This window comes from Flavobacterium inviolabile, assembly GCF_013389455.1.
In the GTDB taxonomy this organism is placed as follows: domain Bacteria; phylum Bacteroidota; class Bacteroidia; order Flavobacteriales; family Flavobacteriaceae; genus Flavobacterium; species Flavobacterium inviolabile.
In genome coordinates, this window is the sequence record NZ_CP058278.1 from 750,129 (window position 1) to 775,974 (window position 25,846).

The 25,846-nt window shown below is 36.2% G+C and carries 24 protein-coding genes; 14 read left to right on the forward strand and 10 right to left on the reverse strand.

The genetic code is table 11. The annotated features are described in order from the left end of the window. Window positions 1-60: 60 nt before the first annotated feature. Window positions 61-714, forward strand: a complete 654-nt coding sequence (upp, locus tag HW120_RS03490; protein ID WP_177730854.1) for a uracil phosphoribosyltransferase — start codon at window positions 61-63, stop codon at window positions 712-714. Here the strand turns inward: upp and HW120_RS03495 are convergent. After that, window positions 709-1,536 (reverse strand): DUF6427 family protein, encoded by an 828-nt coding sequence (locus HW120_RS03495; protein ID WP_394353034.1) that lies wholly within the window; start codon window positions 1,534-1,536, stop codon window positions 709-711. The two genes, upp and HW120_RS03495, sit on opposite strands and share 6 nt — an antisense overlap. Before the next feature lie 153 nt (window positions 1,537-1,689). Between HW120_RS03495 and HW120_RS03500 the strand changes: the two genes are divergently transcribed. After that, window positions 1,690-1,920: a DUF6341 family protein gene (locus tag HW120_RS03500; RefSeq protein WP_177730858.1), complete on the forward strand. Its 231-nt coding sequence runs from the start codon at window positions 1,690-1,692 to the stop codon at window positions 1,918-1,920. A 1-nt stretch (window position 1,921) separates the two neighbouring features. Here HW120_RS03500 and purD read toward each other — a convergent pair whose 3' ends face one another. Then, the gene (gene purD / locus HW120_RS03505) at window positions 1,922-3,193 is read right to left on the reverse strand and encodes a phosphoribosylamine--glycine ligase (RefSeq protein ID WP_177730860.1); all 1,272 of its coding nucleotides are present in this window, start codon (window positions 3,191-3,193) and stop codon (window positions 1,922-1,924) included. A gap of 133 nt (window positions 3,194-3,326) precedes the next feature. On the opposite strand from purD, the gene HW120_RS03510 reads away from it, so the two are divergent. Beyond that, window positions 3,327-4,637, forward strand: a complete 1,311-nt coding sequence (locus HW120_RS03510) for a phenylacetate--CoA ligase family protein (protein ID WP_177730862.1) — start codon at window positions 3,327-3,329, stop codon at window positions 4,635-4,637. Here the strand turns inward: HW120_RS03510 and HW120_RS03515 are convergent. The 3 genes from HW120_RS03515 to HW120_RS03525 are packed head-to-tail and all read right to left on the reverse strand — an operon-like array spanning window position 4,629 to window position 7,728. Further along, window positions 4,629-5,399: a glycosyltransferase family 2 protein gene (locus HW120_RS03515; protein WP_177730864.1), complete on the reverse strand. Its 771-nt coding sequence runs from the start codon at window positions 5,397-5,399 to the stop codon at window positions 4,629-4,631. The genes HW120_RS03510 and HW120_RS03515 overlap by 9 nt on opposite strands. Next, window positions 5,399-6,745 carry an undecaprenyl-phosphate glucose phosphotransferase gene (locus tag HW120_RS03520; RefSeq protein WP_177730866.1) on the reverse strand — a complete coding sequence of 449 codons (1,347 nt, stop codon included), beginning with the start codon at window positions 6,743-6,745 and terminating at the stop codon, window positions 5,399-5,401. The genes HW120_RS03515 and HW120_RS03520 overlap by 1 nt, the downstream gene beginning before the upstream one ends. Continuing rightward, window positions 6,745-7,728, reverse strand: a complete 984-nt coding sequence (locus HW120_RS03525; RefSeq protein ID WP_177730868.1) for a UDP-glucuronic acid decarboxylase family protein — start codon at window positions 7,726-7,728, stop codon at window positions 6,745-6,747. The genes HW120_RS03520 and HW120_RS03525 overlap by 1 nt, the downstream gene beginning before the upstream one ends. A 429-nt stretch (window positions 7,729-8,157) precedes the next feature. Here HW120_RS03525 and HW120_RS03530 point away from each other — a divergent pair, with 429 nt between their 5' ends. From HW120_RS03530 to HW120_RS03580, 11 genes are all read left to right on the forward strand, one after another. Continuing rightward, window positions 8,158-9,387, forward strand: coding sequence for a WcaI family glycosyltransferase (locus HW120_RS03530; protein WP_218618739.1), 1,230 nt, complete (start codon window positions 8,158-8,160; stop codon window positions 9,385-9,387). 2 nt (window positions 9,388-9,389) lie between these two features. Next, window positions 9,390-10,403: an NAD-dependent epimerase/dehydratase family protein gene (locus HW120_RS03535; protein ID WP_177730870.1), complete on the forward strand. Its 1,014-nt coding sequence runs from the start codon at window positions 9,390-9,392 to the stop codon at window positions 10,401-10,403. 58 nt (window positions 10,404-10,461) lie between these two features. After that, window positions 10,462-11,796, forward strand: coding sequence for a lipopolysaccharide biosynthesis protein (locus tag HW120_RS03540; protein ID WP_177730872.1), 1,335 nt, complete (start codon window positions 10,462-10,464; stop codon window positions 11,794-11,796). 58 nt (window positions 11,797-11,854) lie between these two features. Next, window positions 11,855-12,301 (forward strand): T9SS type A sorting domain-containing protein, encoded by a 447-nt coding sequence (locus tag HW120_RS03545; RefSeq protein WP_177730874.1) that lies wholly within the window; start codon window positions 11,855-11,857, stop codon window positions 12,299-12,301. A 4-nt stretch (window positions 12,302-12,305) separates the two neighbouring features. After that, window positions 12,306-14,114, forward strand: a complete 1,809-nt coding sequence (locus tag HW120_RS03550) for a hypothetical protein (protein WP_177730876.1) — start codon at window positions 12,306-12,308, stop codon at window positions 14,112-14,114. Window positions 14,115-14,519: 405 nt separating this feature from the next. Then, complete coding sequence (locus HW120_RS03555; protein WP_177730878.1) at window positions 14,520-15,257, forward strand: FkbM family methyltransferase; 738 nt, start codon at window positions 14,520-14,522, stop codon at window positions 15,255-15,257. A 33-nt stretch (window positions 15,258-15,290) separates the two neighbouring features. Next, a complete protein-coding gene (locus HW120_RS03560) occupies window positions 15,291-16,016 on the forward strand; it encodes a glycosyltransferase family 2 protein (protein ID WP_177730879.1) in 726 nt (241 codons plus the stop codon). 8 nt (window positions 16,017-16,024) lie between these two features. Beyond that, window positions 16,025-17,944, forward strand: a complete 1,920-nt coding sequence (locus tag HW120_RS03565; protein ID WP_177730881.1) for an ArnT family glycosyltransferase — start codon at window positions 16,025-16,027, stop codon at window positions 17,942-17,944. Between the two features lie 108 nt (window positions 17,945-18,052). Continuing rightward, on the forward strand, window positions 18,053-18,589 hold the full coding sequence (locus HW120_RS03570; protein ID WP_177730883.1) for a hypothetical protein: 537 nt from the start codon (window positions 18,053-18,055) through the stop codon (window positions 18,587-18,589). A gap of 119 nt (window positions 18,590-18,708) precedes the next feature. Continuing rightward, entirely contained in the window at window positions 18,709-20,043 is a 1,335-nt protein-coding gene (locus HW120_RS03575) for an O-antigen polymerase (RefSeq protein WP_246297026.1), read from the forward strand. Beyond that, entirely contained in the window at window positions 20,027-21,250 is a 1,224-nt protein-coding gene (locus HW120_RS03580; protein WP_177730887.1) for an O-antigen ligase family protein, read from the forward strand. The genes HW120_RS03575 and HW120_RS03580 overlap by 17 nt, the downstream gene beginning before the upstream one ends. Here the strand turns inward: HW120_RS03580 and HW120_RS03585 are convergent. The 5 genes from HW120_RS03585 to rfbB form a co-directional block, all read right to left on the reverse strand. Further along, the gene (locus tag HW120_RS03585; RefSeq protein ID WP_177730889.1) at window positions 21,223-22,326 is read right to left on the reverse strand and encodes a glycosyltransferase family 4 protein; all 1,104 of its coding nucleotides are present in this window, start codon (window positions 22,324-22,326) and stop codon (window positions 21,223-21,225) included. The genes HW120_RS03580 and HW120_RS03585 overlap by 28 nt on opposite strands. 215 nt (window positions 22,327-22,541) lie before the next feature. Continuing rightward, window positions 22,542-23,384: a dTDP-4-dehydrorhamnose reductase gene (gene rfbD / locus HW120_RS03590; protein WP_177730891.1), complete on the reverse strand. Its 843-nt coding sequence runs from the start codon at window positions 23,382-23,384 to the stop codon at window positions 22,542-22,544. Then, window positions 23,378-23,929 carry a dTDP-4-dehydrorhamnose 3,5-epimerase gene (gene rfbC, locus HW120_RS03595; RefSeq protein ID WP_177730893.1) on the reverse strand — a complete coding sequence of 184 codons (552 nt, stop codon included), beginning with the start codon at window positions 23,927-23,929 and terminating at the stop codon, window positions 23,378-23,380. The genes rfbD and rfbC overlap by 7 nt, the downstream gene beginning before the upstream one ends. A gap of 5 nt (window positions 23,930-23,934) precedes the next feature. Next, window positions 23,935-24,795, reverse strand: coding sequence for a glucose-1-phosphate thymidylyltransferase RfbA (rfbA, locus tag HW120_RS03600; RefSeq protein ID WP_177730895.1), 861 nt, complete (start codon window positions 24,793-24,795; stop codon window positions 23,935-23,937). A gap of 33 nt (window positions 24,796-24,828) precedes the next feature. Next, the gene (rfbB, locus tag HW120_RS03605; protein WP_177730897.1) at window positions 24,829-25,845 is read right to left on the reverse strand and encodes a dTDP-glucose 4,6-dehydratase; all 1,017 of its coding nucleotides are present in this window, start codon (window positions 25,843-25,845) and stop codon (window positions 24,829-24,831) included. Window position 25,846: the final 1 nt, after the last annotated feature.

Genomic DNA, 25,846 nt, shown 5'->3' on the forward strand with positions numbered 1-25,846 from the left:
AATTTTATTTACAAATATAGTTTTTATACTTTTATCCTACTAATACAAATTTTACACTAAATGCGCATTCATTATATTTCCGAAAACAACAGTATTCTCAATCATTTTTTATCTCAAATCCGCGATGTAAATGTCCAGAAAGACAGCATGCGTTTTCGTAAAAATATAGAACGTATTGGTGAAGTCATGGCCTATGAGCTAAGCAAGATACTAACTTATAAAGAGGTTAATATCCAAACGCCGCTGGGCATCAAAAAAACAACTGCTTTAGAAGACAATGTTGTTTTGTGTTCCATTCTGAGAGCCGGTCTGGCATTGCATACCGGGTTTATGAATTTCTTTGATGATGCCGAAAACGGCTTTGTGTCGGCAATGCGCCATCACCCGAATAACGACGATTATTTTGATATTTTAGTAGAGTATCAGGCCGCTCCTTCTTTTGAAAATAAAAACCTGATTCTGATTGATCCAATGTTAGCCACCGGACAGTCGCTGGTTGCTGTTTTCAATAAATTAATGACTGCCGAAACGCCTAAAGAAATTCACATCGCCGTAGTTATTGCCACTCCGGAAGGAATTGCCTATCTGGAAAATAACCTGCCGGATAACTGCCACCTTTGGGTAGCGGCTCTGGACGAAGGCCTGAACGAAAAAAATTATATTGTTCCGGGATTAGGTGACGCCGGTGACCTGGCTTACGGCAGCAAATTATAATACCTGGGCAAAAAAGATAAAGAAACTAATGGCTACAAGGGAATACAATACGCCTTCTCTTGTCCATTTGTTATCGATATTTTCTATAAAATTGGTTCCCATAACCGCTAACGGGAAAAAGGTAAAAGCCAGAAAACTGTTGTTTTTACTTGACGACAATACATAAATCCCGACTCCTAATAAAAAGGAAAAAAGAATTTTCTTGTACGACGACTGCATATTCAGCGGACGGTTGGAAAGTGCCAGCAATTGCGTGGCAAAAAACAGTACCGCTATCGACGAAAAAAGTGCCAGGGCAATGTTCTGATATACGTTTTCAAAATAGGTAAAATCAAAACTGATATAGGCTTTCTCCATTACTAAAAGCAACAGGTTCTTGTCCCATACTATTACCGCAAAAACAAAAATTATCAGCACTGTAAACAGGGCAATAAACGGAATGATCCAGTTGCGATAATCTCTCGAAACGTGGAAAATAATGGACACAAATACTAAAATCAAAAAAAGTATACTCCAGAAATGGAATAGTGTCGCCACAAATATCCATAACGACGCATCAAAGATTTTTTCTTTCGGGGTTATTAACGACTGCAACGAAATTAAGCGTCGAAGCGACAACAGTATAAAAAAGTTCGCAATTATGATATTGGTGTTTATCAAAACCGACGGAAACAGGATCAGAAAAAGCAGAAACAGAAAGGGTGTATAACTGTTATCTTTTGTCAATCCGTTTCTTTTACTGATGAATCTTACTAAAAATAACGACCCTAATAGCAGTAAGAATGAACCTACTTTTTGAACCACTGTTGTATAGTGTTCCATCCAGCTCAGGTCCTTAGTTTGGTATAAAAAGTAAAATAAAACTAGCAATAAACTAATTAAAGCATAATTTAACGGTCTAGATTTATTAAAAAGACTTGCTATCATGTAGATATTTTATATTTTTGTGACTGTAAATATAATACTTAAACAAAAATGAAAGCATTTTTTGAAGGAATACAGTACTTATTCGTAGACATATTATTCGCTCCGATGGATTGGATGAGACAATTGGAATTAACAAACTGGTGGGCTGCAAATCTTTTAAACTGGATTTTCATCATCATCTGTTGTGGTGCTACTTATTACTGGGTTAAAGAATTAAAAAGTCACAAAGATAAGGGTGAGGATGCTCAGGATACTACAGCCCATTCGTTCTTGAAATAATTTACAGGTCGAAACCGATATCTTTTCTAAAATACATCTTATCAAAATTTAGTTTTGCTATATTTTGATAAGATTTTTTTATGGCTTCCTGGAAGCTGTCTCCATAGGATGTTACGGCAATTACTCTTCCGCCGTTCGTGACAACCTGGTTATCTTTTAAAGCTGTTCCTGCATGGAAAACGATAGAACCTTCCACATTTTCCAAACCGGAAATTACTTTTCCTTTTTCATAGTCTTCCGGATAGCCGCCTGAAACGACCATGATGGTTGTAGCACTTCGGGAATCTATTTCCAAATCCACCTGATCCAGTGTTTGTGTTGCTACCGCTTTGAATAGCTGTACCAGATCCGATTGCAGTCTTGGCATAACCACTTCTGTTTCCGGATCACCCATACGCACGTTATATTCAATTACATACGGTTCGTTTGCTACATTGATCAGACCGATGAAAACAAATCCTTTATACGGAATACCGTCTTTCTGCAATCCGTCAATCGTTGGTTTTACAATCCGGCTTTCAATTTTTTCCATTAAAACAGCGTCTGCAAAAGGTACTGGCGAAACCGCTCCCATTCCTCCGGTATTCAATCCGGTATCGCCTTCTCCGATTCGTTTGTAGTCCTTTGCTGTTGGCAGTACTTTATAGTTTTTACCGTCTGTTAAAACAAAACAGCTCAGTTCGATACCGTCCAGAAATTCTTCGATAACAACTTTTGCACTGGCACTTCCAAATTTTTCATTAACCAGCATGTTGCGCAGTTCTTCCTGAGCTTCTGCCAGATCCTGGATAATCAGAACTCCTTTTCCGGCTGCCAAACCATCTGCTTTTAAAACATACGGCGGTTTTAATGTTGTTAAAAAGGCACAGCCCTGTTCTACGGTTTCTTTGGTAAAACTGTCGTATGCCGCTGTCGGGATATTGTGTTTTACCAAAAATTCTTTGGCAAATTCTTTACTTCCTTCCAGCTGTGCCCCGATTTTTGACGGTCCGATTACCGGAATGCTCTGTAAAGCTTCATCATTCTGGAAATAATCGTAAATCCCTTTTACCAACGGATCTTCCGGACCTACCACTACCATTTCGATGTTTTCCGCTAAAACAAGTTGCTTAACCGCTTCAAAATCGTTCGGATTGATGTTTACATTGACCGCTATTGATGCTGTTCCGGCATTTCCGGGTGCAACAAATAGTTTGGAACAGTCTTTACTTTGCAGCATTTTCCAGGCTAAAGCATGTTCTCTTCCTCCTGAACCTAATAATAAAATTGTCATTTTGTTGTGTTGTTATTTGAAAGGTCAAAAATACTCCGTTTTGAATGGAAAATATAATTTTCGCTGTAAAAAGTTTCTTTCCCTTTAAGTAGCGTTGTTTGTTTTTTTAACTTTGGTAAAATTATTGGTCATTGTGCTTAAACTATTCGATTTATCTTTGAAATTCAGCGGCTTCCCTATGAAAGAAGCCAATTTGGAATTTGACAGGACGCTTGCCGTTCCGGAACACGAGTATGCCGGTTTCATTTTTTCGAAACAGAAGGAAATTGTTGATTTTCACCTTAAGCACAATCCATTTTACCAACAGCTTTACGGGAAAAAGGTGTTTGAAAACTGGGAAGATTTGCCGGTACTGACAAAAAAAGAGTTACAGCAGCCTTTGCAGCAGCGCCTTGCGGAAGGATATACCTTAAAAAACACGTTTGTGAACAAAACTTCCGGTTCCAGCGGTGATCCGTTTATTTTTGCCAAGGATAAATTTTCGCACGCCATTACCTGGTCTTCCTATTTTTACCGGTTTGGCTGGTTTGGCATTGATTTTAATCATTCCTACCAGGCCCGTTTTTACGGGATTCCATTGGATCCCATCGGTTACCGGAAAGAGCGGATCAAAGATTACCTGAGCTGTCGTTTCCGCTTTCCGATATTTGATTTATCGGATGCTTTTCTCAAAAAAATACTGTTTCACTTCAAGACTAAAAAATTCGATTATATCGACGGTTATACCAGTTCGATCGTATTGTTTGCCAAATTCTTAAAGTCAAAGAATATCATTCTAAAAACTATCTGCCCTACTTTAAAAGTCTGTATGGTTACTTCGGAGATGCTTTTTGAAGAGGATAAGGTTTTACTGGAAAAGCAATTCGGCATTCCCATTGTAAATGAATACGGTGCTTCGGAGCTGGATTTAATTGCTTTTCAGAATCCGGAAGGAGAATGGCAGGTCAATACAGAAACTTTATATGTTGAAATACTGGATGCTGATAATCGTCCGGTTCCTAACGGACAGGAAGGCCGCATTGTGATTACTTCTCTTTACAATAAAGCGCACCCCTTTATCCGTTATGATATTGGCGACATTGGCATACTGGATGAAAAGAGTACTCCTAAAAAAACGCTTTTAAAAACACTGGTTGGCAGAACCAACGATATTGCGGTTTTACCCAGTGGTAAAAAGTCGCCGGGACTTACCTTTTATTACGTTACCAAAAGCGTTATTGAAGATGACGGAAATGTAAAAGAGTTTATTATCCGGCAGCTCAAAACGGATACCTTTGAAATTGACTATGTGAGCGATCATGTATTAACCGCTTCACAAATTCAAAAAATTGAACAGGCAATCGCGCTTTATTTAGAACCCGGTCTGCTGTTTATTTTTAATCAAAAGGCTTCATTAGAGAGAACCAGCAGAGGAAAACTAAAGCAGTTCCAGTCGTTACTGTAGTTTTTCGGTATATCGCGGTTTGATCAGCAACTGTACAAACAGGAATCCTGCCATACATGCCAGCGCTTTGATTGCATTTAGTTTATGAAAATCGCGATATACATAGAAATTATGTTTGAGCAGTTTCCATTTTGAAGCAGAGATAGAATCTTTCCGGATCCTGTAGCAGGCAAGACTTTCCGGAACCGGATATGCTGTTTTTATTTTTGCTAAAACCGTTAGCCATAACATCCAGTCCTGTCGTTTCCGAAAGGATGGGATCGGAATTTTTCCGAAATAGTCCGTGTCGTAAATTCCGGTAAGGTTCCCAATAAAGTTGCAGAAGAACAGTTGCCGGTAAGATAGTTTTACCGGAGCTTTGATTCTCCTGTTTAAAGAGGCACCATGCTCATCAATGCAATCGTAAAAAGAAAAGGTAAACGGCAGTTTGTTGCTTTCCATGAAGGCGAGCTGCTTTTCCAGTTTTTCGGGTTTCCATACATCGTCGGCATCCAGAAAAGCAATGTATTTTCCGGTTGCTTTTTCCACCGCATGGTTTCTGGCTTTCCCGGCACCTGAATTTTCCGTAAGGGAGCATAATTTAATACGGTTGTCCTGTGCTGCAAATGATGTGACAATCCGGGTTGTTTCATCCGAAGAATGGTCATCAACAATGATCATTTCCCAATTTTCACAGGTCTGATTCTGAACCGAAAGTATGGTTTCGCTAATGTAGCGTGCGGAATTAAATGCAGGGGTTATTATGGATACCAAAGCCGGCATTAATAGGCTTTTTCGTCGCCTTTAACAGCGTTGTAAACGGTAAGGAATATGATTTTAAGATCCAGCAGCAACGACCAGTTTTCAAGGTAAAAGATATCGTATTTTACCCTGTTGATGATGTCGTAGTTGTTTTCTACTTCACCCCGGTACCCGTTCGTTTGTGCTAATCCGGTAATTCCCGGCTTGATAAAGTGTCTTACCATAAATTTGTCAACACTTCTGGCATACATTTCGGTATGGCTCACCATGTGTGGTCTTGGTCCCACCACCGACATATCCCCCAGCAATACGTTGAAGAATTGCGGTAATTCGTCAATACTTGTTTTACGGATAAACCGTCCTATACGGGTGATCCGCGGATCGTTTTTGGATACCTGTTCCAGATCGGCTATTTCATTAGGACGCATCGAACGGAATTTATAGCAGTTGAATTCCTTGTAATTCAATCCGTTTCTTTTTTGTTTAAAAAAGATCGGTCCCTTGGATTCCATTTTAATAAAAATTGCCAGTAATGGCGTGAGCCATGATAACAATCCTAAGATGATTAACAGGGAAAAGAAAATATCGAAGATCCTTTTTACTATTTTGTTAAAGGATTTGTCCAGCGGAATATTCCGCATGGAAATAATAGGGATATATCCGTAATAGTCGAAAACCAGATTTCGGGACAGTATTTCTTTACTGTCCGGTAGAAATTTCAGGATCTTCAGATTATTATCGGTGAAATCAACGAATTGATTGACTTCTTTATTTGTTAAATCGGACAAGGAGCAATAAATCTCATCTACATTTTTATCCAATACAAATTGAAGACACGCTTCAATGTTTTCTTCCTTGTTGCTTACATTGAACACCTTTTCCAGTTTATAGCCGTAGTCGGGATTGTCGTTGAAAAAGTCTTTTAACTGGACTACATTTTTACCATGGCCGACAATAACAACTCTTCTGAAGTTTCCTCCGAAAACAACCCGGAATCGTTTCAGGAAGTAAAAAACTGCCAGCTTGAACAAGGCTATTAATGCGATGGAAATAGTGGTGTATTTAATGGTCGCCGATGGTTCCGTATATTTTGAAAAATATCCGATATAGGCAAAACTAAGCACCAAAAACAACAGGTATTGTTTTAAAATTTTTCCTAAAATCTCTATTGCTTTGGTGTAGCGGTAAACTTCATAAAAACCGATATTAAAAGAGACGATGATCCAAGCGATACTGATAAAGATATTATAGAAACATCCTATTGTTTGCGGCAACAGGAATACCGTTAATACATTGATAATAATCAAGTCTAACAAATAGGAAAACGGTCTAATATATCCGGAATATCGGCCTGTATTTCTACGCACTAAAATATATATTTTGAGAAATCTTTATGCTCTTCTTTTAATAACTCTTCTGTTGATAAAGACCTGAAATAATCATAGGTTATCTTCATTCCTTCTTCTCTGGAAACTTTTGGCTCCCAGCCCAATATTTCTCTTGCCTTTGTAATGTCCGGCTGACGCTGTAATGGGTCATTTACAGGTAGCGGATGGTAAACCACCTTTTGTTCGGTACCGGTTAGTTTGATAATTTCTTCGGCAAAGTCTTTGATCGTGATCTCATCCGGGTTTCCGATATTAACCGGTAAAGCATAATCCGAATGCAATAGTCTGAAAATCCCCTCTACCTGATCGTCTACATAACAGAAAGAACGGGTTTGCGAACCATCGCCGAAAATAGTAAGATCTTCCCCTCGCAATGCCTGTCCGATAAAAGCCGGGATTACACGTCCGTCGTTTAATCGCATTCTCGGTCCGTAGGTATTAAAGATTCGTACGATTCTGGTTTCTACACCGTGAAAAGTGTGGTAAGCCATCGTTATGGATTCCTGAAAACGTTTTGCTTCATCATAAACGCCTCGCGGACCAATGGTATTTACATTTCCATAGTATTCTTCCGTTTGCGGGTGCACCAAAGGATCTCCATATACTTCCGAGGTGGATGCAATTAAAATCCTGGCTTTCTTAACACGGGCCAATCCTAAAAGATTGTGGGTTCCCAAAGAACCTACTTTAAGGGTTTGAATCGGAATTTTTAAATAGTCAATAGGACTTGCCGGTGAAGCAAAATGAAGTATATAATCCAGCTGACCCGGAACATGCACAAACTTTGTGATATCGTGATGATAAAACTCAAAGTTTTGGTCTTTAAATAAATGCTCTATATTTTTTAAGTCTCCGGTAATTAAATTATCCATTCCGATAACATAATATCCTTCTTTTATAAATCTATCACACAAATGAGACCCTAAAAATCCTGCAGCCCCTGTAATTAAAATTCTTTTCATTGTTGCCTTTTTACGGTTGCAAGATATAAAAATCCCGTGTTTTGATTCCATTAAAAATTAACAAACTTTAAGAATTAACACTAATTGCCTGCTCAATTTTTATTTCTTATCAAGAAAACCCTGTTTGTTTCGTTCTAAAATTTATATTTGCAGTACTTAATACTGTAGAATGATTCTATTTTATTAATATTACGGACACACAAAACAGTTAATCATATTGATTTTTCAATCAGTTTTACAACCTGATGTTGTTCGGGATTTCAAATATTCTTTGCTTTTGAACAAAGGAAGATTAGTGATTTGTTAATCTTCAGCATAGTGACGATTCTTAAATATTAAATAAAGGGAATCACAATGACATTATTATGCTGACGATTTGGATTATCCCGTTAATTGAAAAAATTAACCGGACGGAAATTATCAAAATTTATGATTAAAGACATTACCTTTATTACCGTAAACTATGCCCCTGAAGATACAGCAATAGGTTTATATACATCCCAATTAGCGGAATTTTTAGTTACTAAAGGTTATAATGTATCTGTAATTACAGGATTCCCTTATTATCCCATGTGGAAAATTCCTGAGAACTACCAGGACAAACCCCGGTATTATACCGAGGTTATTAATGGGGTTACCATTTACCGATACAAATTCTTTGTTCCGGAGAACAGAAACTTTTTTTATCGTACCTTACACATATTATCTTTTAATTTCGGAAATTTATTTAACCTGAAAAAGGTGCGAAAAGCCGATTTGGTTTTTTGTAATATTCCTTTTACAACCAATGTTGTACTGGGATTGTTTTTAAAATGGCGATTAAAAGCAAAATTATGGACCTCCATTAAAGATTTTGAATTTGATGCGGCCTATGAGTCCGGATTACTAAAACAGAATGTGGTAACCAGGGTATTCAAAACAATTTTATACAAAATTGAAGCTTACCTGTTTACAAAGTCCGATATTATCAGTTCGATCAGTTTTAAAATGGTAGACCGGATTAAACAGAAAGCACCCAGAACAAATCCTGTTTTTTTCCCGGATTGGGTGGATGTTGATTTTATCAATCCGGAGAATTATAAACATCACAGCTATATTTCTAAAGATAAGTTCACGATTTTATATTCCGGAAATATCGGTCAGAAACAAAACTGGGAAGTTTATATTACTTTAGCGAAAAAGTTAATTGCACATCCGGATATTGAATTCATCCTAGTGGGTGAAGGGGCTTATAAAACAGAATTGTTAGCCCGCCTGGAACAGGAAGGGCTTCTTGGTTTTATTAAATATTATGAGCCGATTCCTTATGAGGATTTATCCGATTTGTTATGCAGTGCCGATTTACACGTACTGTTTCAAAAATCGGATGTTATCGATTCGGTGATGCCGTCTAAAATACTGGGAATGATGAGCAGCGCACGTCCTTCGGTTATTACCGGAGATCTGAGCTCGGAAGTTGCCCGACATATTAATTCATCGCAGGGCTGGGGGTATTATACCAATGAGGATCCGGAATTAATACTGAATGCTATTCTGACCTTAAAAGAAGATAAAAATTTACAAACGGAAATAGGTAAAAAAGCACGAGCTTACATGATAGAAAATTTTTCAAAAAATATGATTTTGAATTCTTTCATTGAAAAAATTGATACTTTATAATTATGAAAAAAATAATAGTTTTAGGTGGTGGTGGTTTCATCGGTGGTCATTTAGCCAAAAGATTAAAAAATGAGGGTAATTTTGTTCGTATCTGTGACATCAAAAACCACGAATACTTTTCACATGAAGAGATTTGTAACGAATTTATAAAAGGAGATTTAACCGATCCTGTTCTGGTAGCACAGGTAATTGACGAAGGTGTTGATGAAGTATACCAGCTAGCTGCCGATATGGGTGGTGCCGGTTATATTTTTACCGGAGAAAATGATGCCAATGTGATGCACAATTCTGCCATGATTAATTTAAATGTGGCAAAAGAGTCTGTCGTAAAAAAAGTGAAAAAGGTTTTCTATTCTTCTTCTGCCTGTATGTATCCGGAATACAACCAGCTGGATCCTTCCAATCCAAACTGTGAAGAATCTTCGGCTTATCCGGCCAATCCGGATTCGGAATACGGTTGGGAAAAACTATTCTCCGAAAGATTATTTTTAGCATTCAACAGAAATTACAAACTGGATGTGCGTGTTGCACGTTTTCACAATATATTCGGTCCTCAGGGAACCTGGAAAGACGGTAAAGAAAAAGCACCTGCTGCCATGTGCAGAAAAGTTGCCGAATCGGAAGCCGGATCTCAGATTGAAGTTTGGGGCGATGGTCAGCAAACAAGATCTTTCTTATATGTTGACGAATGTGTGGAAGCCGTTTTAAGATTGATGGAATCCGACTTTTTAGGACCTGTAAATATCGGTTCGGAAGAGATGGTTACTATTAATCAGCTGGCACAAATGGCAATCGACATTTCCGGAAAAGATATTACGATCAAAAATATTGACGGACAGGAATTTATTGATAAATACGGTTTCAAATGCCCTACCGGTGTTCGTGGCCGAAATTCCGACAACCGATTGTATAAAGAAAAAATCGGCTGGGAAGTTTCAGAACCATTACGTGATGGTATGGTCAAAACGTTTACCTGGATCAATCAGATGGTTCATGAAAACAGTTACAAAATATAATTTCTGCTGAAGCAAATTTAAAATTTCAACGACAGTTTGAAATGAGTATGATCGCGATATGAATACTAAAAGTCCTCTGGCTTTATTCCAAAAACTAAAAAACAATCATCTTTTGATGAGCGGTTTTTATAAAGGCGGTTCCGGATTGGCACTGTTTATTTCAATTCCGCTATTGATTAAATACCTTGGAAAGGAAGATTACGGAATCTGGGTTTTAGTATTTACTGTTTTTCAATGGGTTTTACTTATGGATTTCGGAATCCAGAGTGCGCTGAAAACCAAAATTCCGATCCTGCTTCACAATAACGAAATCGAATTGATAAAAGGCTATATTAAAAGCACCTATAAATATAGTGCTTATATAGCCTTATCCATTTTTATACTCGCTACGGCTTATATTTCTTTCTTTGATATAAAAACAGCCTTAAATATTTCTTTTCATACCCAATCGTTTGTATGGCTGCTTTTTACAATTAATATTTTTTTCTTCTGCTGCAACTTAATTGCCGGTATCCATAAGTCGTTATATGTAGCCTATCTGAAAGGCAAATATGCCGAAGAATCCCTTGCCGTAAATCAGTTTGGTTTTCTTTTCCTGTTTTTTATCGCCATGTTAATCTTCCCGGATATTCGCCCGGAACATAAACTTTTACTGGTTTCCTTTTTAAATGGTTTTTTCTGTTTACTGGTAAATATAGGCTACACAATCCGTTTCTTTAAAATGGAAGGGTTAAATCTGAATACAAAACTGAAACCGCCTAAGGACTTTATCAGTGAAACGCTGAAGATCGGTATAAAATTTATGGTGATCCAATTGGGTATTATTTTGTTTTTTACGGTTGATAACTATATTATTTCCAATAATTTCAGCCCTAAAGACGTGGTTCCCTATGATACGGTAAATAAAATTTTCCAACTTCCCGTTATGATTTTATTTGCGGCATTATCGCCAATGTGGTCGATGTTTGCAAAAGATTATATTGAAAAAAAACGGCATAATTTATTGTTGAGCTTTAAACGTTTTAATCTGTTTTTTATAGGGATTACACTTTCTATTACATTTCTGGCTCTTATCTGTCCGTTCATTATCTCTATATGGATTAAAGAGCCGTTACCGATTCCGGACTATCTTATACTTTTAATTGCCTTTATAACAGCTATACGGATTTTTACGACCTTTTATACTAATTTCCTTAACGGTATCGGAAAACTAAACCGGTACACCGTTATTATAGTATTAAGTTTCTTTTTAAAAATTCCTTTAACGTATTTTTTAATATCTTTAGGATATGGGATAAATAGTGTTGCCCTATCCACATTGTTTATTTTAATTTTCTGGATCATTCTTATCCCTTTGGAATGCTACAGTATTGTGCGTAGTATTCCTAAATAGCCTCTTCATATGTATTTGATTTGGTGGCTGTTTTAAAATGCCACCAAATCAAATACATATGAAGAAACCCTACATTTTGTTTTTACTCTGTGTTTCGGGCTTATCCGGTTATACACAGCCAAACAATTATCGGATAAATTCGGCTTCTTTTTCTAACAATTCTCTTAACTACATCACGGGCGTTATTAATATACCGCTTACCTACACAACCCAGTTAAAAGAAAATGATTCGATAACCATCGCAATCCCTATCCCGGATGCTGTTATTAACGGTCCCGCTTTTTCTTATTACCCTAACCCTGTGGCCAATAAACTTTTTATACGGTATAACAAAGAGCTGGAGCTTCGTTTTGAAATCGAAATTTATAATGATTCCGGTCAATTGGTAATACAGCGATTCATATACAAAGAAACCGTTGTTGACTTATCCCAATTGATTAAAGGAACGTATACCGTTATCCCGAAAATTGAAGGTACCGAATCTTTTAAAATTATAAAAAACTAAACTTATGAAAAAAATCCTACTTATATTACTATCATTAGTATCATTCACGGTGTTTTCTCAGGCACCACAACTTATCAGTTATCAATCTATTGCTTATAACTCCAGTAATACTCCGATTATAAATAGCCCTATCGGTATTAAAATCAGCATTCTGAATCTCAGTGCAACCGGAACGGTCCTTTATAGTGAAAGACATACCCGAACCACCAATGCTCAGGGACTTTATGACCTGAATATTGGCGGTGGTACCGTGCTTTCCGGTACTTTCACAACTATTCCATGGGGAAGTGGCAATAAATATTTAAAGGTAGAACTGGACCCTACCGGCGGAACGAATTATACCGCCTCCGGAACGAGTCAGTTTTTAAGTGTTCCCTATGCCTTACACAGCGGTAGTGTCAGTAATGGTATTATGACTATCGACAAAGTAGGAACCTTACGCAGTACGATTGGCACTACCGAAGGCGATATCGTTTATGTAAGAGGCTATGCCAGTGATAATTACGGTGGTGGTGGCCACTTTATTTGGCGCGCCAGTGGTTATACTTCTTCGAATGATAATGGTGGTACGATTATTAAACCTACAATTACCAACCCTGCTAACGGACGATGGGTGCGCAATATTGAAGGGACCACTATTAATGTGAAATGGTTTGGTATTCTGGGTGATGGCACCAGCGATTATAGCTCACAGCTTGAAACATTAATCAATACATTTAAGGACACTTACGGCATAAAAATTGTTTTTCCAAAAGGAATCTATCGCTTAAAGAATATTAAGGTACCGACAGGTTTTACTTTTTCGGGCGAACAAGGTGTTAGCCATGATTTAAGTTATATGACACCAATTATTATAAGACCAGCCTTGGGCGCCCAGTACATTTTTAAGTTTGATAACGATACCAAAAATGCTTGCCTAGAAAATCTGAATATCGATGGTGAGGCTAATGTGGCAACAGGACAAAGCTTAATTGCGGCCGTTTTGTTTAACGGTAGTGCAAACCGTTTGTACAATAACAATATTGTGTATTGTAAACAACATTGTATATTAAGCAATAGTTTAATTGTATCCAGAATTGAAAACAATATGCTGCAAGGATTGTATATGCCTCCTGCCGGCCCTCCTCCTTCTCTTCCGTATGGTACAGATAACTCTGTTGACAATGGTCATATCGGTGCACTTCACCTTTCTTATGGGAATCAGGGATCAAACACAGGTATCGTTGACTGTTGGATCCTTAATAACGAAATCGGAATGTCTCCCTATTATGGTTATCTTAGAAACAATAATAGAAAAGCCGTTGCTTTTTTAGGAAACAGACTTCACGGCTCAGTTATTAGCGGCAATATTTTTGAAAACGGAGATAAAGGGGCCTTTCTTATGGATTGTACACTTAACCGTTTCTCAAACAATCGCTATGAATTTAACGGAAGTTCTGGTCTGGAAATGATTCGATGTGCAGAAAGCATCCTTAACGGTGAAGTTTTTACTGGCAATAGCATGGCTGCCAACGGTACTTATGATGATTTGGTACTCGACACCAGTACCAGTCCGGCTGAACAAAAATGCAGTGGTCTTACTTTTATGAATCCAATTTTTGTACCCGGAAACAACGGTTACAATCCTACTGATCGCTTACCCCGATACAATATAAACAGCTACGCTCCTAATTCCGGTGACTGGAAAGTGACTTTTGTGGCTCCCTATTTTCACGCTTTAAGCAGGGCAAATGGTTTCACTCCATACAATAAAACCACTAACGAAACGATTCCTTTTCTTATAGACAAATCATGCGTACAAAGCTGTCCATAATTACTTCTATTATCTCCTAAATCTGTTTTTCTGTCATATTTAAAAACCATCCTTTCTTTATTGATAAAGAAAGGATGGTTTTTATTTATTACCCCTCATCCGATTATTCTAAAAAGCTTCATAAAAAACAATATAATCCTATAAATCAATGCATTATAAATGTTTGTTTTTTACTTTTTATCATTTCGTGAAAATTTTCACTGAAATCTTCCTTTTTTAACTTGTATTACATTTTTTGTTCTTTTTTAGATTATTTTTGACACTCATAAATACTTAAAAAGTATTTTATTACTTTTATCCGCAGGAGTCTTGAGCATTTCCTGTTTTTCTTCATGAGCATGCAAAATATAATGTTTTGATTTACAACCCTTATGAATGAAAAATGCCACTAACAATCAGATTTAAATGAATAACTTTATATATAAAAATAAAAGCTTCTTATTAAAAGTGAAACGTTTTTTTAATTCTACTACAGGATTAGAAATAACGAAATATCCAACAGATGAATTAGCCAGAAGAATCGCTTTAATCAAGCACCATCAGATTGATGTTATTCTTGATATTGGTGCCAATATCGGGCAATTTGGCGGAGAGATCCGAAACTTAGGCTATAAAGGAGAGATTATTTCCTTTGAACCGATGAAAGAAGCCTTTCATAAATTATCTAAAAATGCTTCAGGCGATTCCAAATGGAAGACCTGTAATTACTCCATTGGGGAACGGGATGGCGAAACAACCATCAACATTTCCAAAAATTCTGTTAGCAGTTCCCTTTTAGAAAATCTTCCGCAGCTTACCGAAAGCGCTCCGGAGGCAGCTTTCGTTGAAAAAGAAGTCATTCAGATTAAAAAACTGGATAGTGTTTTTGAGGAACTGGGACTTGCCCATAAAAATATTTACCTGAAAATCGATACTCAGGGATATGAAGAAATGGTTTTGCTGGGAGCAGAAGAATCACTTAAATCTGTAAAAGGGATTCAAATTGAAATGTCTTTCATTCCGTCTTATAAAGGGACGCTGACTTTTGAAGAAATCAAAAAACGCCTTAATGATAAAGGTTTTCAGCTTGTTGCGATAGAAAATGGTTTTTATGATAAAAAAACAGGAATGCAGCTTGAAGTAGATGGTCTTTTTTACAGATAATTAAAACAGTCTTAATCAACATACCCCCCCTTTGTGAAAATAAAAAAACTCTCTATTGTTATTCCTGCCTATAATGAAGGCAATACTATTCATCTTATTCTTGACAAATTAAAAACTGTGGCACTTGATGGTAATATCGAAAAAGAAATTATCATCATTAACGATTGTTCGAAAGATAATACAGAAGAAGCGATTCATAACTATATTAGCCACAACCCCACACTGAATATTCAGTATTTCAAACACGAAATAAATAAAGGTAAAGGTGCTGCATTACATACCGGTATACTGAAAGCCAGTGGTGAGTATCTTATCATTCAGGATGCTGACCTGGAATACGACCCGGAAGAATATAATTTACTTCTTAAACCCGTATTAACCGGTTTTGCAGATGTTGTTTACGGTTCCCGTTTTATGGGTGGAAACCCGCATCGTGTTCTATTTTTCTGGCATACCATTGGAAATAAATTTTTAACGTTTCTCTCCAATATGTTTACGAATTTGAATCTTACGGACATGGAGACCTGTTATAAACTTTTTAACACCCAGATGATTCAATCCATTTCACTTCGAGAAAAACGTTTCGGCTTTGAACCGGAAGTTACCGCTAAAATCTCCAGGATTCCAAAGATTCGAATTTATGAAGTAGGTATCTCCTATTATGGAAGAACTTATGAAGAAGGTAAAAAGATTGGATGGAAAGATGGATTTAGAGCCATTTACTGTATTTTAAAATATGGATTGCTAAAAATAAAATAATCTAAGCTATGCTCATTTACGCCGCATGTGGTTTATTATTATTAATCCTGATTCGATATAATACCGTTGATAATATAAGAGAGTCCATCTTAAAAACTGCCCTTCTATTTTCTACTTTTATCGTATTCATTACAGAATTTTTAAGCTATTTTAAATCTTTGAATTTAATTTCCTTAAAAATCGGCTGGGGTATCCTTACTCTTCTTCTATTTTGTTTATTATTCAAAAACAGAAAAGAAACGTGGCGTATCCTGATACAGAAAGGCAATTCTATCATAAAGGCTTTCAGAGTATTATATTTTTACGAAAAATTAGTCTTGCTGCTAATCAGTGTCTGTACACTTCTCATATTTTATCAAGGCATTATTTATCCGCCCAACAATTGGGATTCGCTAACGTATCACATGTCCAGAATAATGTTTTGGATTGGAAACGAATCTATCAGTCATTTCCCAACTCATATTCTGAGGCATTTATACCAACCGCCTTTTGCAGAATATTTTATTCTGAATCTAAACCTGTTATCCGGAAATGACCTTTTCTCCAATAGCGTACAACTTCAGTTTTTAGTTCTCACACTTTTTAGTATTTATAGTATCTTAAGTTATTATAATGTAGGCCGATTTTACAAAATTCTTGCATTGCTTTTTGCTGTTACAATACCATCTGTAGAATTACAGGCCTCAACAACAAAAAATGATATCGTTTGTGCTTTTTTTGTGATAACTGCTTTGTTTTATTGTTTAAAAACATTTCACAATAGCAATTATAAAAACTTTATTTTTTTAGGTCTTAGTGTTGGTTTGGCAATGCTTACAAAGGGTACATCCTATGTTTTTTTAGCTCCCATCTTACTGGTTTTTGCTGTTTTTATTCTCCATAAGCTCTATAAAACAAAAAATGTAACATTACTGCCAAAGAGCGTTCTCTGTATGGTACTGGTTATTGTACTTAATGTAGGTCATTTTACAAGAAACTATGCTATAGATCACAATATACTTAACATAGATAAAGCGGAAGGGAAGATGTATTCTAATGATGAGATGGACCGATACCTCTTTTTTTCAAATTTTCTAAAAAACGTGGGGCTTCATTGTGGTTATCCCATCACCGAAGAAGCAGATCAATATATTAAGGATGTTCATTATGATTTTGAAATCTTTATAGACAGTCCGTTAACCAATTATTTCTCAATGCCATATCATGGCGCTGAAGATTCAACACATGAGGATTTAGTTTCCAATACTGCACATATACTTCTGATAGCCCTTGCCTCAGCAATAATTTTATTATTCGGTTTTTTCCGGTTCAGAAAAAATCGTTCCATCTTATTATTGCTACTCGTGATTATATTACAAATAGCCCTATTTATCGGATATTTAAAATGGCAACCTTGGCATACCCGATTACACATACCTATTTTCCTGCTTTCAACCTGTCTTATCTTTTTAGCTATAAACGTTTGCAAATATTTTAAATGGATTGTAATTCTATATACTCCTGTTATCTTATTTAGTTTTTGGTTTTATTTTATAAATAACAGTTTAAGACCAATCATCAGTAGTGAAGATTTTACAAAAGCAATCAATCTCAATGATACCAGGTATAAAAAGTACTTTAGTAACCGGCTACAGGTATATCCGGAATATCAACAAATAGCAACATTACTCAAAGAAAATAATCCTAAAAAAGTGGGATTAATATTAAGTGATTGGGAATATCCATTATTTGCCGACTCCTATAATGTAAAAAAAGAACTTAGAGCTATTAATGTAACCAATATCACGAATAAGATTATTCAGGACACCGACAATATTACCATTATTGTATCCGATAAAGACAAAAAGGAATATATTCAATATCAGGGTAAAAAATATGTCAACCAAACAATGGATAACACCTTCATATGGCTATATAAATTGCAATAAAAAGTAACTTTTCTGATTAAATAAATACAATTTTCAAGTTACAAATATTAATATATTTTATACATTTGAACCTTAACTTTGATTCACCTTAAACCAAATTCATCTTTTATGAAATCATTAATCAAGTATTTTTTTCTGCTAACAACTTTATTTTTAGTTTCTTGTGGTTCTGAAACAAAAAAAGAAAGTGAAAATGCCGTTTCTGAAACAAAAAGCAAGCAAGTAGAATTAACCGTTGAATTTAAAAGTCCTGTTAATGACCGCTTTAAAGTATTTTACACTGTTGTTCCCAATGTTGAAATTACCGGTGAATACATGATGACAAAATATACTTACGGCAGCAATGATATGCAAAAAATTGTCTTTACTTTCCCGGTTGGAGCACTTCCTTATAAATTAAGACTGGATGTAGGAGAAAATCAAAGTGTTGATAACATTACCATTAAAAATATCTCTTTAGATTATAAAGACATCCATATTGATGGTGACAATGGCGAGTTTATGAACCAATGGTCTCCTAACGAATCACTTAAATATGATGACCAAAATTTTGTTTACAACTTAATTCCTGTAAACGGGAAAAAAGGTCCTGTATTTATCGCAAACATTGAATTGGAGAAAAAATTAAGAAAATTCAGAAAGTAATATTTCTGAATTTTCTTCCAAACTTATCATAAATGGGGTCTAAATCAGCATTTTTAGTTTTTTTCACATTAATCTTTGCGGGTTTATTTCTTTTCTTTAGTAGCCCCATTTTAGTAAAGTTGAGCTTTTTTGTAAACTTTATTGTACTATGGATCTTTACCTATTACAATATCTATATTGAAAAAAGGTTCTCTCCGTTTTTAAGCGTTTATCTGGTTTTTAACCTGCTCTTCTTTATTGTTGCTCCAATAGTCCAGATTGACAGTATTGTATCCGGCTATATGGAAAGCGGAAAATTCATACAGAAATTTCCGTTTGAAGAAAACATCTGTATTCGTGCCAATCTGTACCTTCTTGTTTTTCACATTATATTCTTTATCAGTTATTTGAAGTTTAATGAAAAAACGGATTCCCTGCCCGATAATCACTATTATAATTCCTATAAAAATTCACCGGTAATTCTTACCGGGTTATTTGTACTGACAATACTGATTGTACTCATCAATTTAGAGACCATCATCTTTCAGTATCAGAATGAATTCTATAAGGAAGTTGAAGCAACCAGTACTTCAAGCTACCTGATTGTCCAGAAGTTTTTATTCTTTATTCCGATGTTCGGAATAATTCTGTCCTACTTCTACCTTCAGAATAATAAGCAAAAAAATACTAATTTTTATTTTGTCGTATTTTATCTGGTTTTCTTTCTTGGCATTACCTTGATGTTAAAAAACCCGTTAACCGAAAAAAGAAATGCACTTGGGCCTATTTACATAACCCTGATTTTTATCTTTTTCAAAAAATATATTGATACCAACTTTAAGACCGTTCGTTTTATGTTTTTATCAATGATTCTATTATTCCCTTTACTAACGATCATTACACACTCCAGATATTCGCTGAGTCAGATGATTACCAAGCCACATACGATTATAAAAAATATCGAGTACCTTCATGTAACAGATGCTTTCAATTCGTTGCATTATGATGCTTACCCTAATTTTTTAGCCACAATTGACTTTCATGACAAAAAAGAGGTAGTTGTTGGGAAACAGTTATTGGGCAGTGTATTCTTTTTTGTTCCCCGAAGTATTTGGAAAGAGAAACCGGAAACAACCGGCTTTAAAGTTGGTAATTATTTAATCGACAAGTATAAGTTTAATTTCGATAATTTATCGAACCCGTATATCTCCGAAGGTTATATCAATTTCGGTCTAATCGGCATACTACTTTTCCCGATTGCACTGGCTTACTTTTTCTCAAGAATGGTTTTATGGGTACGAAGCCAGGATTATCTGAAAGTGATTTTTGCTTTTTATACCGCAATTTATTTAATGTACTTCTTAAGAGGGGATTTAACCAATGGAATAGCCTATCTCGTTGCTTTCTGGTTAGCGATAATATTTGTTCCCAAATCAATGTTTGCTTTATTAAAATATTATGAAAGAAAAAACTAATCTTTTTTCAAAACTTGTCAACCTTTCATTACTGCTTTGCAGCATTATATTATTAATCCCGAATAAATTTAAAGCCTACCCTATTATTTTATTAGGTGTATCAGCCATTTTTTACTATATAAAAAATCGTACGGAACAAAAATTTCCTTTTAAAAAAGTTGGTCTTCTTAGCCTGCTTTTCCTTATTTTTATTGTCAGCATAGCCTATACGGGCGATTTAAAAAGTGCTTTTACCAAATTATCAACAATGTCTTCGTTGTTGGTATTTCCTGTAATTTTCGGGCTGCTCGATGCCTCTGATTACCGGTTAAAAACAACGATAGAAAAACGTTTTTTTCTATTATTCATTTTTTCGAATGTTCTTTTTATAATCGTTAGTTTCTGCTATTTCTGGAATCAGGAATTTAATTTTTCCGAAACAATCGTCCATTATTCCAATCTGGTTAGTCTCCGATTCGGAGCTTTTTCAATGCATCCGATCTATTTTTCCTTATATGTTGGCGTGGCCATGCTAATGCTTGTTCATACTATTAAACAGGAAAAGAACATCCTTAACAAGATCGGATATATCATGGTGTTTGCCTTTTTTGGGGTCATAATGGCTATCCTGATGCGAAAAGGTCCGATAATTTACCTGATGCTCTCTTTACTCTTGTTAATGTTCTTTTATTTTAAGATAAAAAAAGCGGTCGTAGCCTTGGGTGTTTTAACTCTAATTATCGCTTTATCCATACAATACCTTCCCAAGTATAAAAATATAAACCGTTTTGAAGAATTGGTAAATCTGAACAATACCGGTAAATCATCTACCAATGCCCGGATTAACATTTACCACTGTGCTGTTGAAAAAATAGCAGAAAAACCGTTTTTGGGTTACGGTATTGGCGGGGTTCAGAGCCACCTTGATGAGTGCTATACAGCTAAAAAGATTACTTTTGAAGACAATACAAAATCCTATAACAGTCATAATCAGTATTTTGGAATAATACTTACCGTTGGTATCTTTGGCTTTTTGCTTTATTTAGCATCCCTGTATCAGATAATCAAAGTTTATATTTCAAAAAGATCATTCCTGGGTATCAGTATTTTAGCCTTTTTTCTTCTTAATTTTTTAAGTGAAAATCTTATTGAACGTGAAAACGGAGCCTTATTATATGCTTTGCTGTTATGTTTCTTCTTTTATAAAAAAGAGGAATCATATAGCTGACTATAGAATTCATGGGTTTCCCTGCTGCATTTTTCCCAGCTGTATTTTTTGGATTGTTCAAAACCTTTCTCCAGTAAGGCTGTTTTAAAATCATCATTGGCCAAGTTTTCCATTGCCTTTTTAAAATTCGCTTCATTAAGGGTATCAAAAAGTATCGCCGCCGTTCCGCCCACTTCCCTGATAACCGGCTGATTGTATCCTATAACCGGACATCCGGAACGCATGGCTTCAATAACCGGAATCCCAAAACCTTCATATTCGGAAGGATATAATAATGCCTGGGCACCGTTGTATAAAACATTCAGGTATTTATTCTCAATCGATTTTATATGAACAATCTGATTAAAATCTACCGTCTGCAATGATTTTAATTCCTTTGGTGTGAAGTTTCCGCCGCCAATTGTAACCAATATCAGCTCTTTATCCAGTTTTAAAAGATTGGCTACATAGTTGAAGTTTTTGTAGTTTGTCCGGTTTCCGACAAAAAGAATGTACTTCCTGCCCAAAATCTTGTAATTGCTCAGAAACTGATTTTCATCCGCCGAAAGCTCACTGATTGGAAAATAATCATCACTTACGCCAATATAAATTACTTCCGCTTTTTGCTTTTTTGTTATCGGACAAAACTTCTTCAGATCACTATAGGTATTTTCAGAAACACAGATAATTCCCTGCGATCGCTTTATCGAATCGTACTTGATTTTGTTGTGAATAATTTTTTTATGTAACGGGGAATAGAAATTGTGTATAAAGTCATGAATTGTGGTGATCTCAATAATTTCTTTTGTGCTTTTTAACGCTCTGTAGTAACTGGAATGGTAAATAGCCTTGTCTTCCTTTATTTCATGGTTTATCGGCCGGATTCTGGACAAAAGGCTGCTTTTCAAATGTATTAACTGTTCCTCATCTATGGTCAGCATTTTTCTATGAAAATTCTCCCTGGCCTTATCGTCCTCCAGAAAGTAAACGTTGTCGGTATTGCGATTCTGAATGTATTTTGTAAGTTCAAACCAGTAATTGGACACTCCTCCGTTTGTAACATTGGAATAAATGATATTATCTAAATAAATATTCATATCTGAAGATGATGCTGATTTAAATTATATAAAAAGTCACGGGACAAGCCTCACTGTTATTACAATCTCAGAACACTTAATACCAAAAGCAATGGTTACATTTAAAATATGGAAAGCAATTTGCATCGTAACTGCGGTTCCGCATTATTGTAATGAGAAATCTTTAACGAATATAGAAAAACAAAAATGGAATTACTTTGAAAAGCGCTTTCAAATTAAATTTTAACAGTAAGCAGTGCCTTTTCCCAGGAATTTGCTTCTATTTTAAAAACCGTAGTAATTTTACTTTTATCCAGAACACTATACTTCGGTCTTTTCGCCGGTGTTGGATAAGCCGATGTCGGAATCGGATTTAGTTCAATCGTGACACCATTAACCTCAAATATTTTTTTGGCAAAATCAAACCAGCTGCAAACTCCTTCATTGCTAAAATTATAAATCCCGTAATTTTCTTTAGCACTTGTGATGATTTGTAATAACGCTTTTGCCAGATCCACCGCATACGTTGGCGTACCTATTTGATCATTAACAACATTCAGCGTATCTCTTTCTGAAGCCAGTCGCAACATGGTTTTCATAAAGTTATTCCCAAATTCCGAATATACCCATGAGGTTCTGATAATATAATATTTTTCTGCGATTTGTTGTATTACCTGCTCACCTTCTAATTTTGTTTGTCCATAAACGCCCGTAGGATTGGGCTGGTCTTCTTCTGTATAAGGGGTATCTTTATTTCCGTCAAAGACAAAATCGGTTGAAATATGCAGTAAAACCGTATCAAAATCTTTACACACTTCCGCCAGATACTGTGCGCCGGTAACATTTATGGAATAGGCTTTTTCCGGTTCGCTTTCTGCCTTATCCACAGCAGTATATGCTGCAGCATTAATGCAATAATCCGGTTTTACTTTTAAAAAAAAGTCGGTAATATTTTCTTTATTCGTAATATCGATCTCTGTCGATGTTGCAAAGAAAAATGTTATTTCTGGGTAGTTTTTCGCAATAGCCTGGATGGACTGACCCAGCTGCCCTGCTGCTCCGGTAACTAAAACTACCATACTTTCTTAGCATTATTGAGTTCCGGCAACTGTGTGTCTTTCTCGGAGATCAGCAACTCTTCCTGTTTTAATTGCCAATTGATATTCAGTTGGGCATCATTGTAGATTATGCCACCTTCTGATTCTTTATTGTAAAAATTATCACATTTATAGAAAAAGGTCGCTGTTTCACTCAACACCAAAAATCCGTGAGCAAAACCGCGCGGAATAAACAACTGTCGCTGATTTTCGGCAGACAGTACTTCGGCTACATACTGTCCGTATGTTTCCGACTCCGGACGAATGTCAACCGCTACATCCAGTACTTCACCCTGCAGTACGCGGACCAGTTTCGCCTGAGCGTATTCGCCCGATTGATAATGCAATCCCCGCAGCACTCCTTTAGAGGAAAAAGACTGATTGTCCTGAACAAATTTTACGGATTGTTCAACACCGTCCTGAAATGTTTTTTCGTTAAAACTCTCCATGAAATAGCCTCTTGAGTCATGAATAACTTTAGGCTCAAGAATAAAACATCCTGATAGTTTTGTAGGAATAAAATTCATGCTGTTTATTGTAATAATCCTAATAAGTGTGTTCCGTATCCGCTTTTTAATAACGGTTGTGCCAGTTCGTTTAATTGTTCGGCATTGATGAATCCCATTTTATAGGCCGCTTCTTCAATTGCCCCTATTTTCAGTCCCTGACGCTCTTCAATAACCTGGACAAACTGCCCGGCCTGCATTAACGATTGGAACGTACCGGTATCCAGCCAGGCGGTACCTCTGTCCAAAATACTCACCTGCAGTTTTCCCTGCTCCAGATATGCTTTATTGACATCCGTAATTTCAAGTTCTCCCCTATGGCTTGGTTTGATGCGCTGTGCAATAGCAACAACATTGTTATCATAGAAGTAAATCCCCGGAACCGCATAATTCGATTTCGGATAGATCGGTTTTTCTTCAATGGAAAGTACCTTTCCGTCTTTGTCAAAATCCACAACGCCATAACGTTCCGGATCATGCACATGATAGGCATAAATAATTCCGCCGTCCGGGTTGTTATTCGCCTGCAGTAATTCGGCCAATCCGGTACCGTAGAAAATATTATCGCCCAGGATTAACGCTACTTTATCCTCTTTAATAAAATCTTTTCCAATAATAAATGCCTCAGCCAATCCATTCGGATGTTCCTGTTCAGCATATTCAAAACGGCAGCCCAAACGGCTTCCGTCTCCCAGCAATTGTCGGAATAAAGGTAAATCATGCGGCGTTGAAATAATTAATATTTCACGAATTCCTGCCCACATTAATGTTGATAACGGATAATAAATCATCGGTTTATCATAAATAGGCATCAGCTGTTTGCTAACGGCTAATGTCAGTGGGTGCAATCGGGTTCCGGAACCTCCGGCTAAAATTATTCCTTTCATGTATAATTGCTGTAATTCGAAAATGAATCTTTATTATTGCTTCTTCATTTTATCCAGATACCACGAAATCGTTTTACGGATTCCGGTTTCAAAATTTTCATCTGCTTTCCATCCCAATCCGGTTTCAATTTTACCGGCATCAATAGCATATCGCAAATCGTGTCCCGGTCTGTCCTTAACAAAAACAATCTGGTCCTGGTAATTGCCTTCCTTTTTTGGAGATACTTCGTTTAAAATATCACAAATCGTATGGGCAATATATAAATTGTCCCGTTCATTTCTTCCGCCTATATTATAGGTCTCTCCTGCTTTCCCGTTTTTAAAAACAAGCGCAATCCCTTTGCAATGATCGGTTACATATAACCAGTCTCTAACGTTTTTACCATCTCCGTAAATCGGAATGTTTTCCCCGGAAATAGCTTTGCGTATAATTGTTGGTATTAATTTTTCATTATGCTGTTTCGGACCGTAATTGTTCGAACAGTTTGTGGTTACCACATTCATACCATACGTATGGAAATAACTTCTTACAATCATGTCGGAAGAAGCTTTAGACGCAGAATATGGGCTATTTGGTGCATAAGGCGTTTGTTCTGTAAACAGGCCTGTAGCTCCTAAAGTGCCATATACCTCATCTGTTGAAATATGGTGAAATCGTGCCGATTCATAACCTTCTTTATACTGGCCAGGTCCAACCATCCAATGCTTCCGGGCACTGTCCAAAAGATGGAATGTCCCCAACACATTGGTCTTGATAAATGCTTCCGGACCGGAAATGGAATTGTCCACATGCGATTCGGCAGCAAAATGGATTACTCCGGAAAAATTATATTTTTCAAAAAGCTGCTCAATCAATTCTTTATCACAAATATCCCCTTTAACAAAGGTGTACTGTTTGTGATTTTCAACCTCTTTCAGATTGGATAGATCTCCTGCATAGGTAAGCAAATCCAGGTTAACTACATGGATATCCGGATTATTCTCAATAAAATAGGTTACGAAGTTAGCACCAATAAATCCTGCACCACCTGTAATTAAAATATGCTTCATT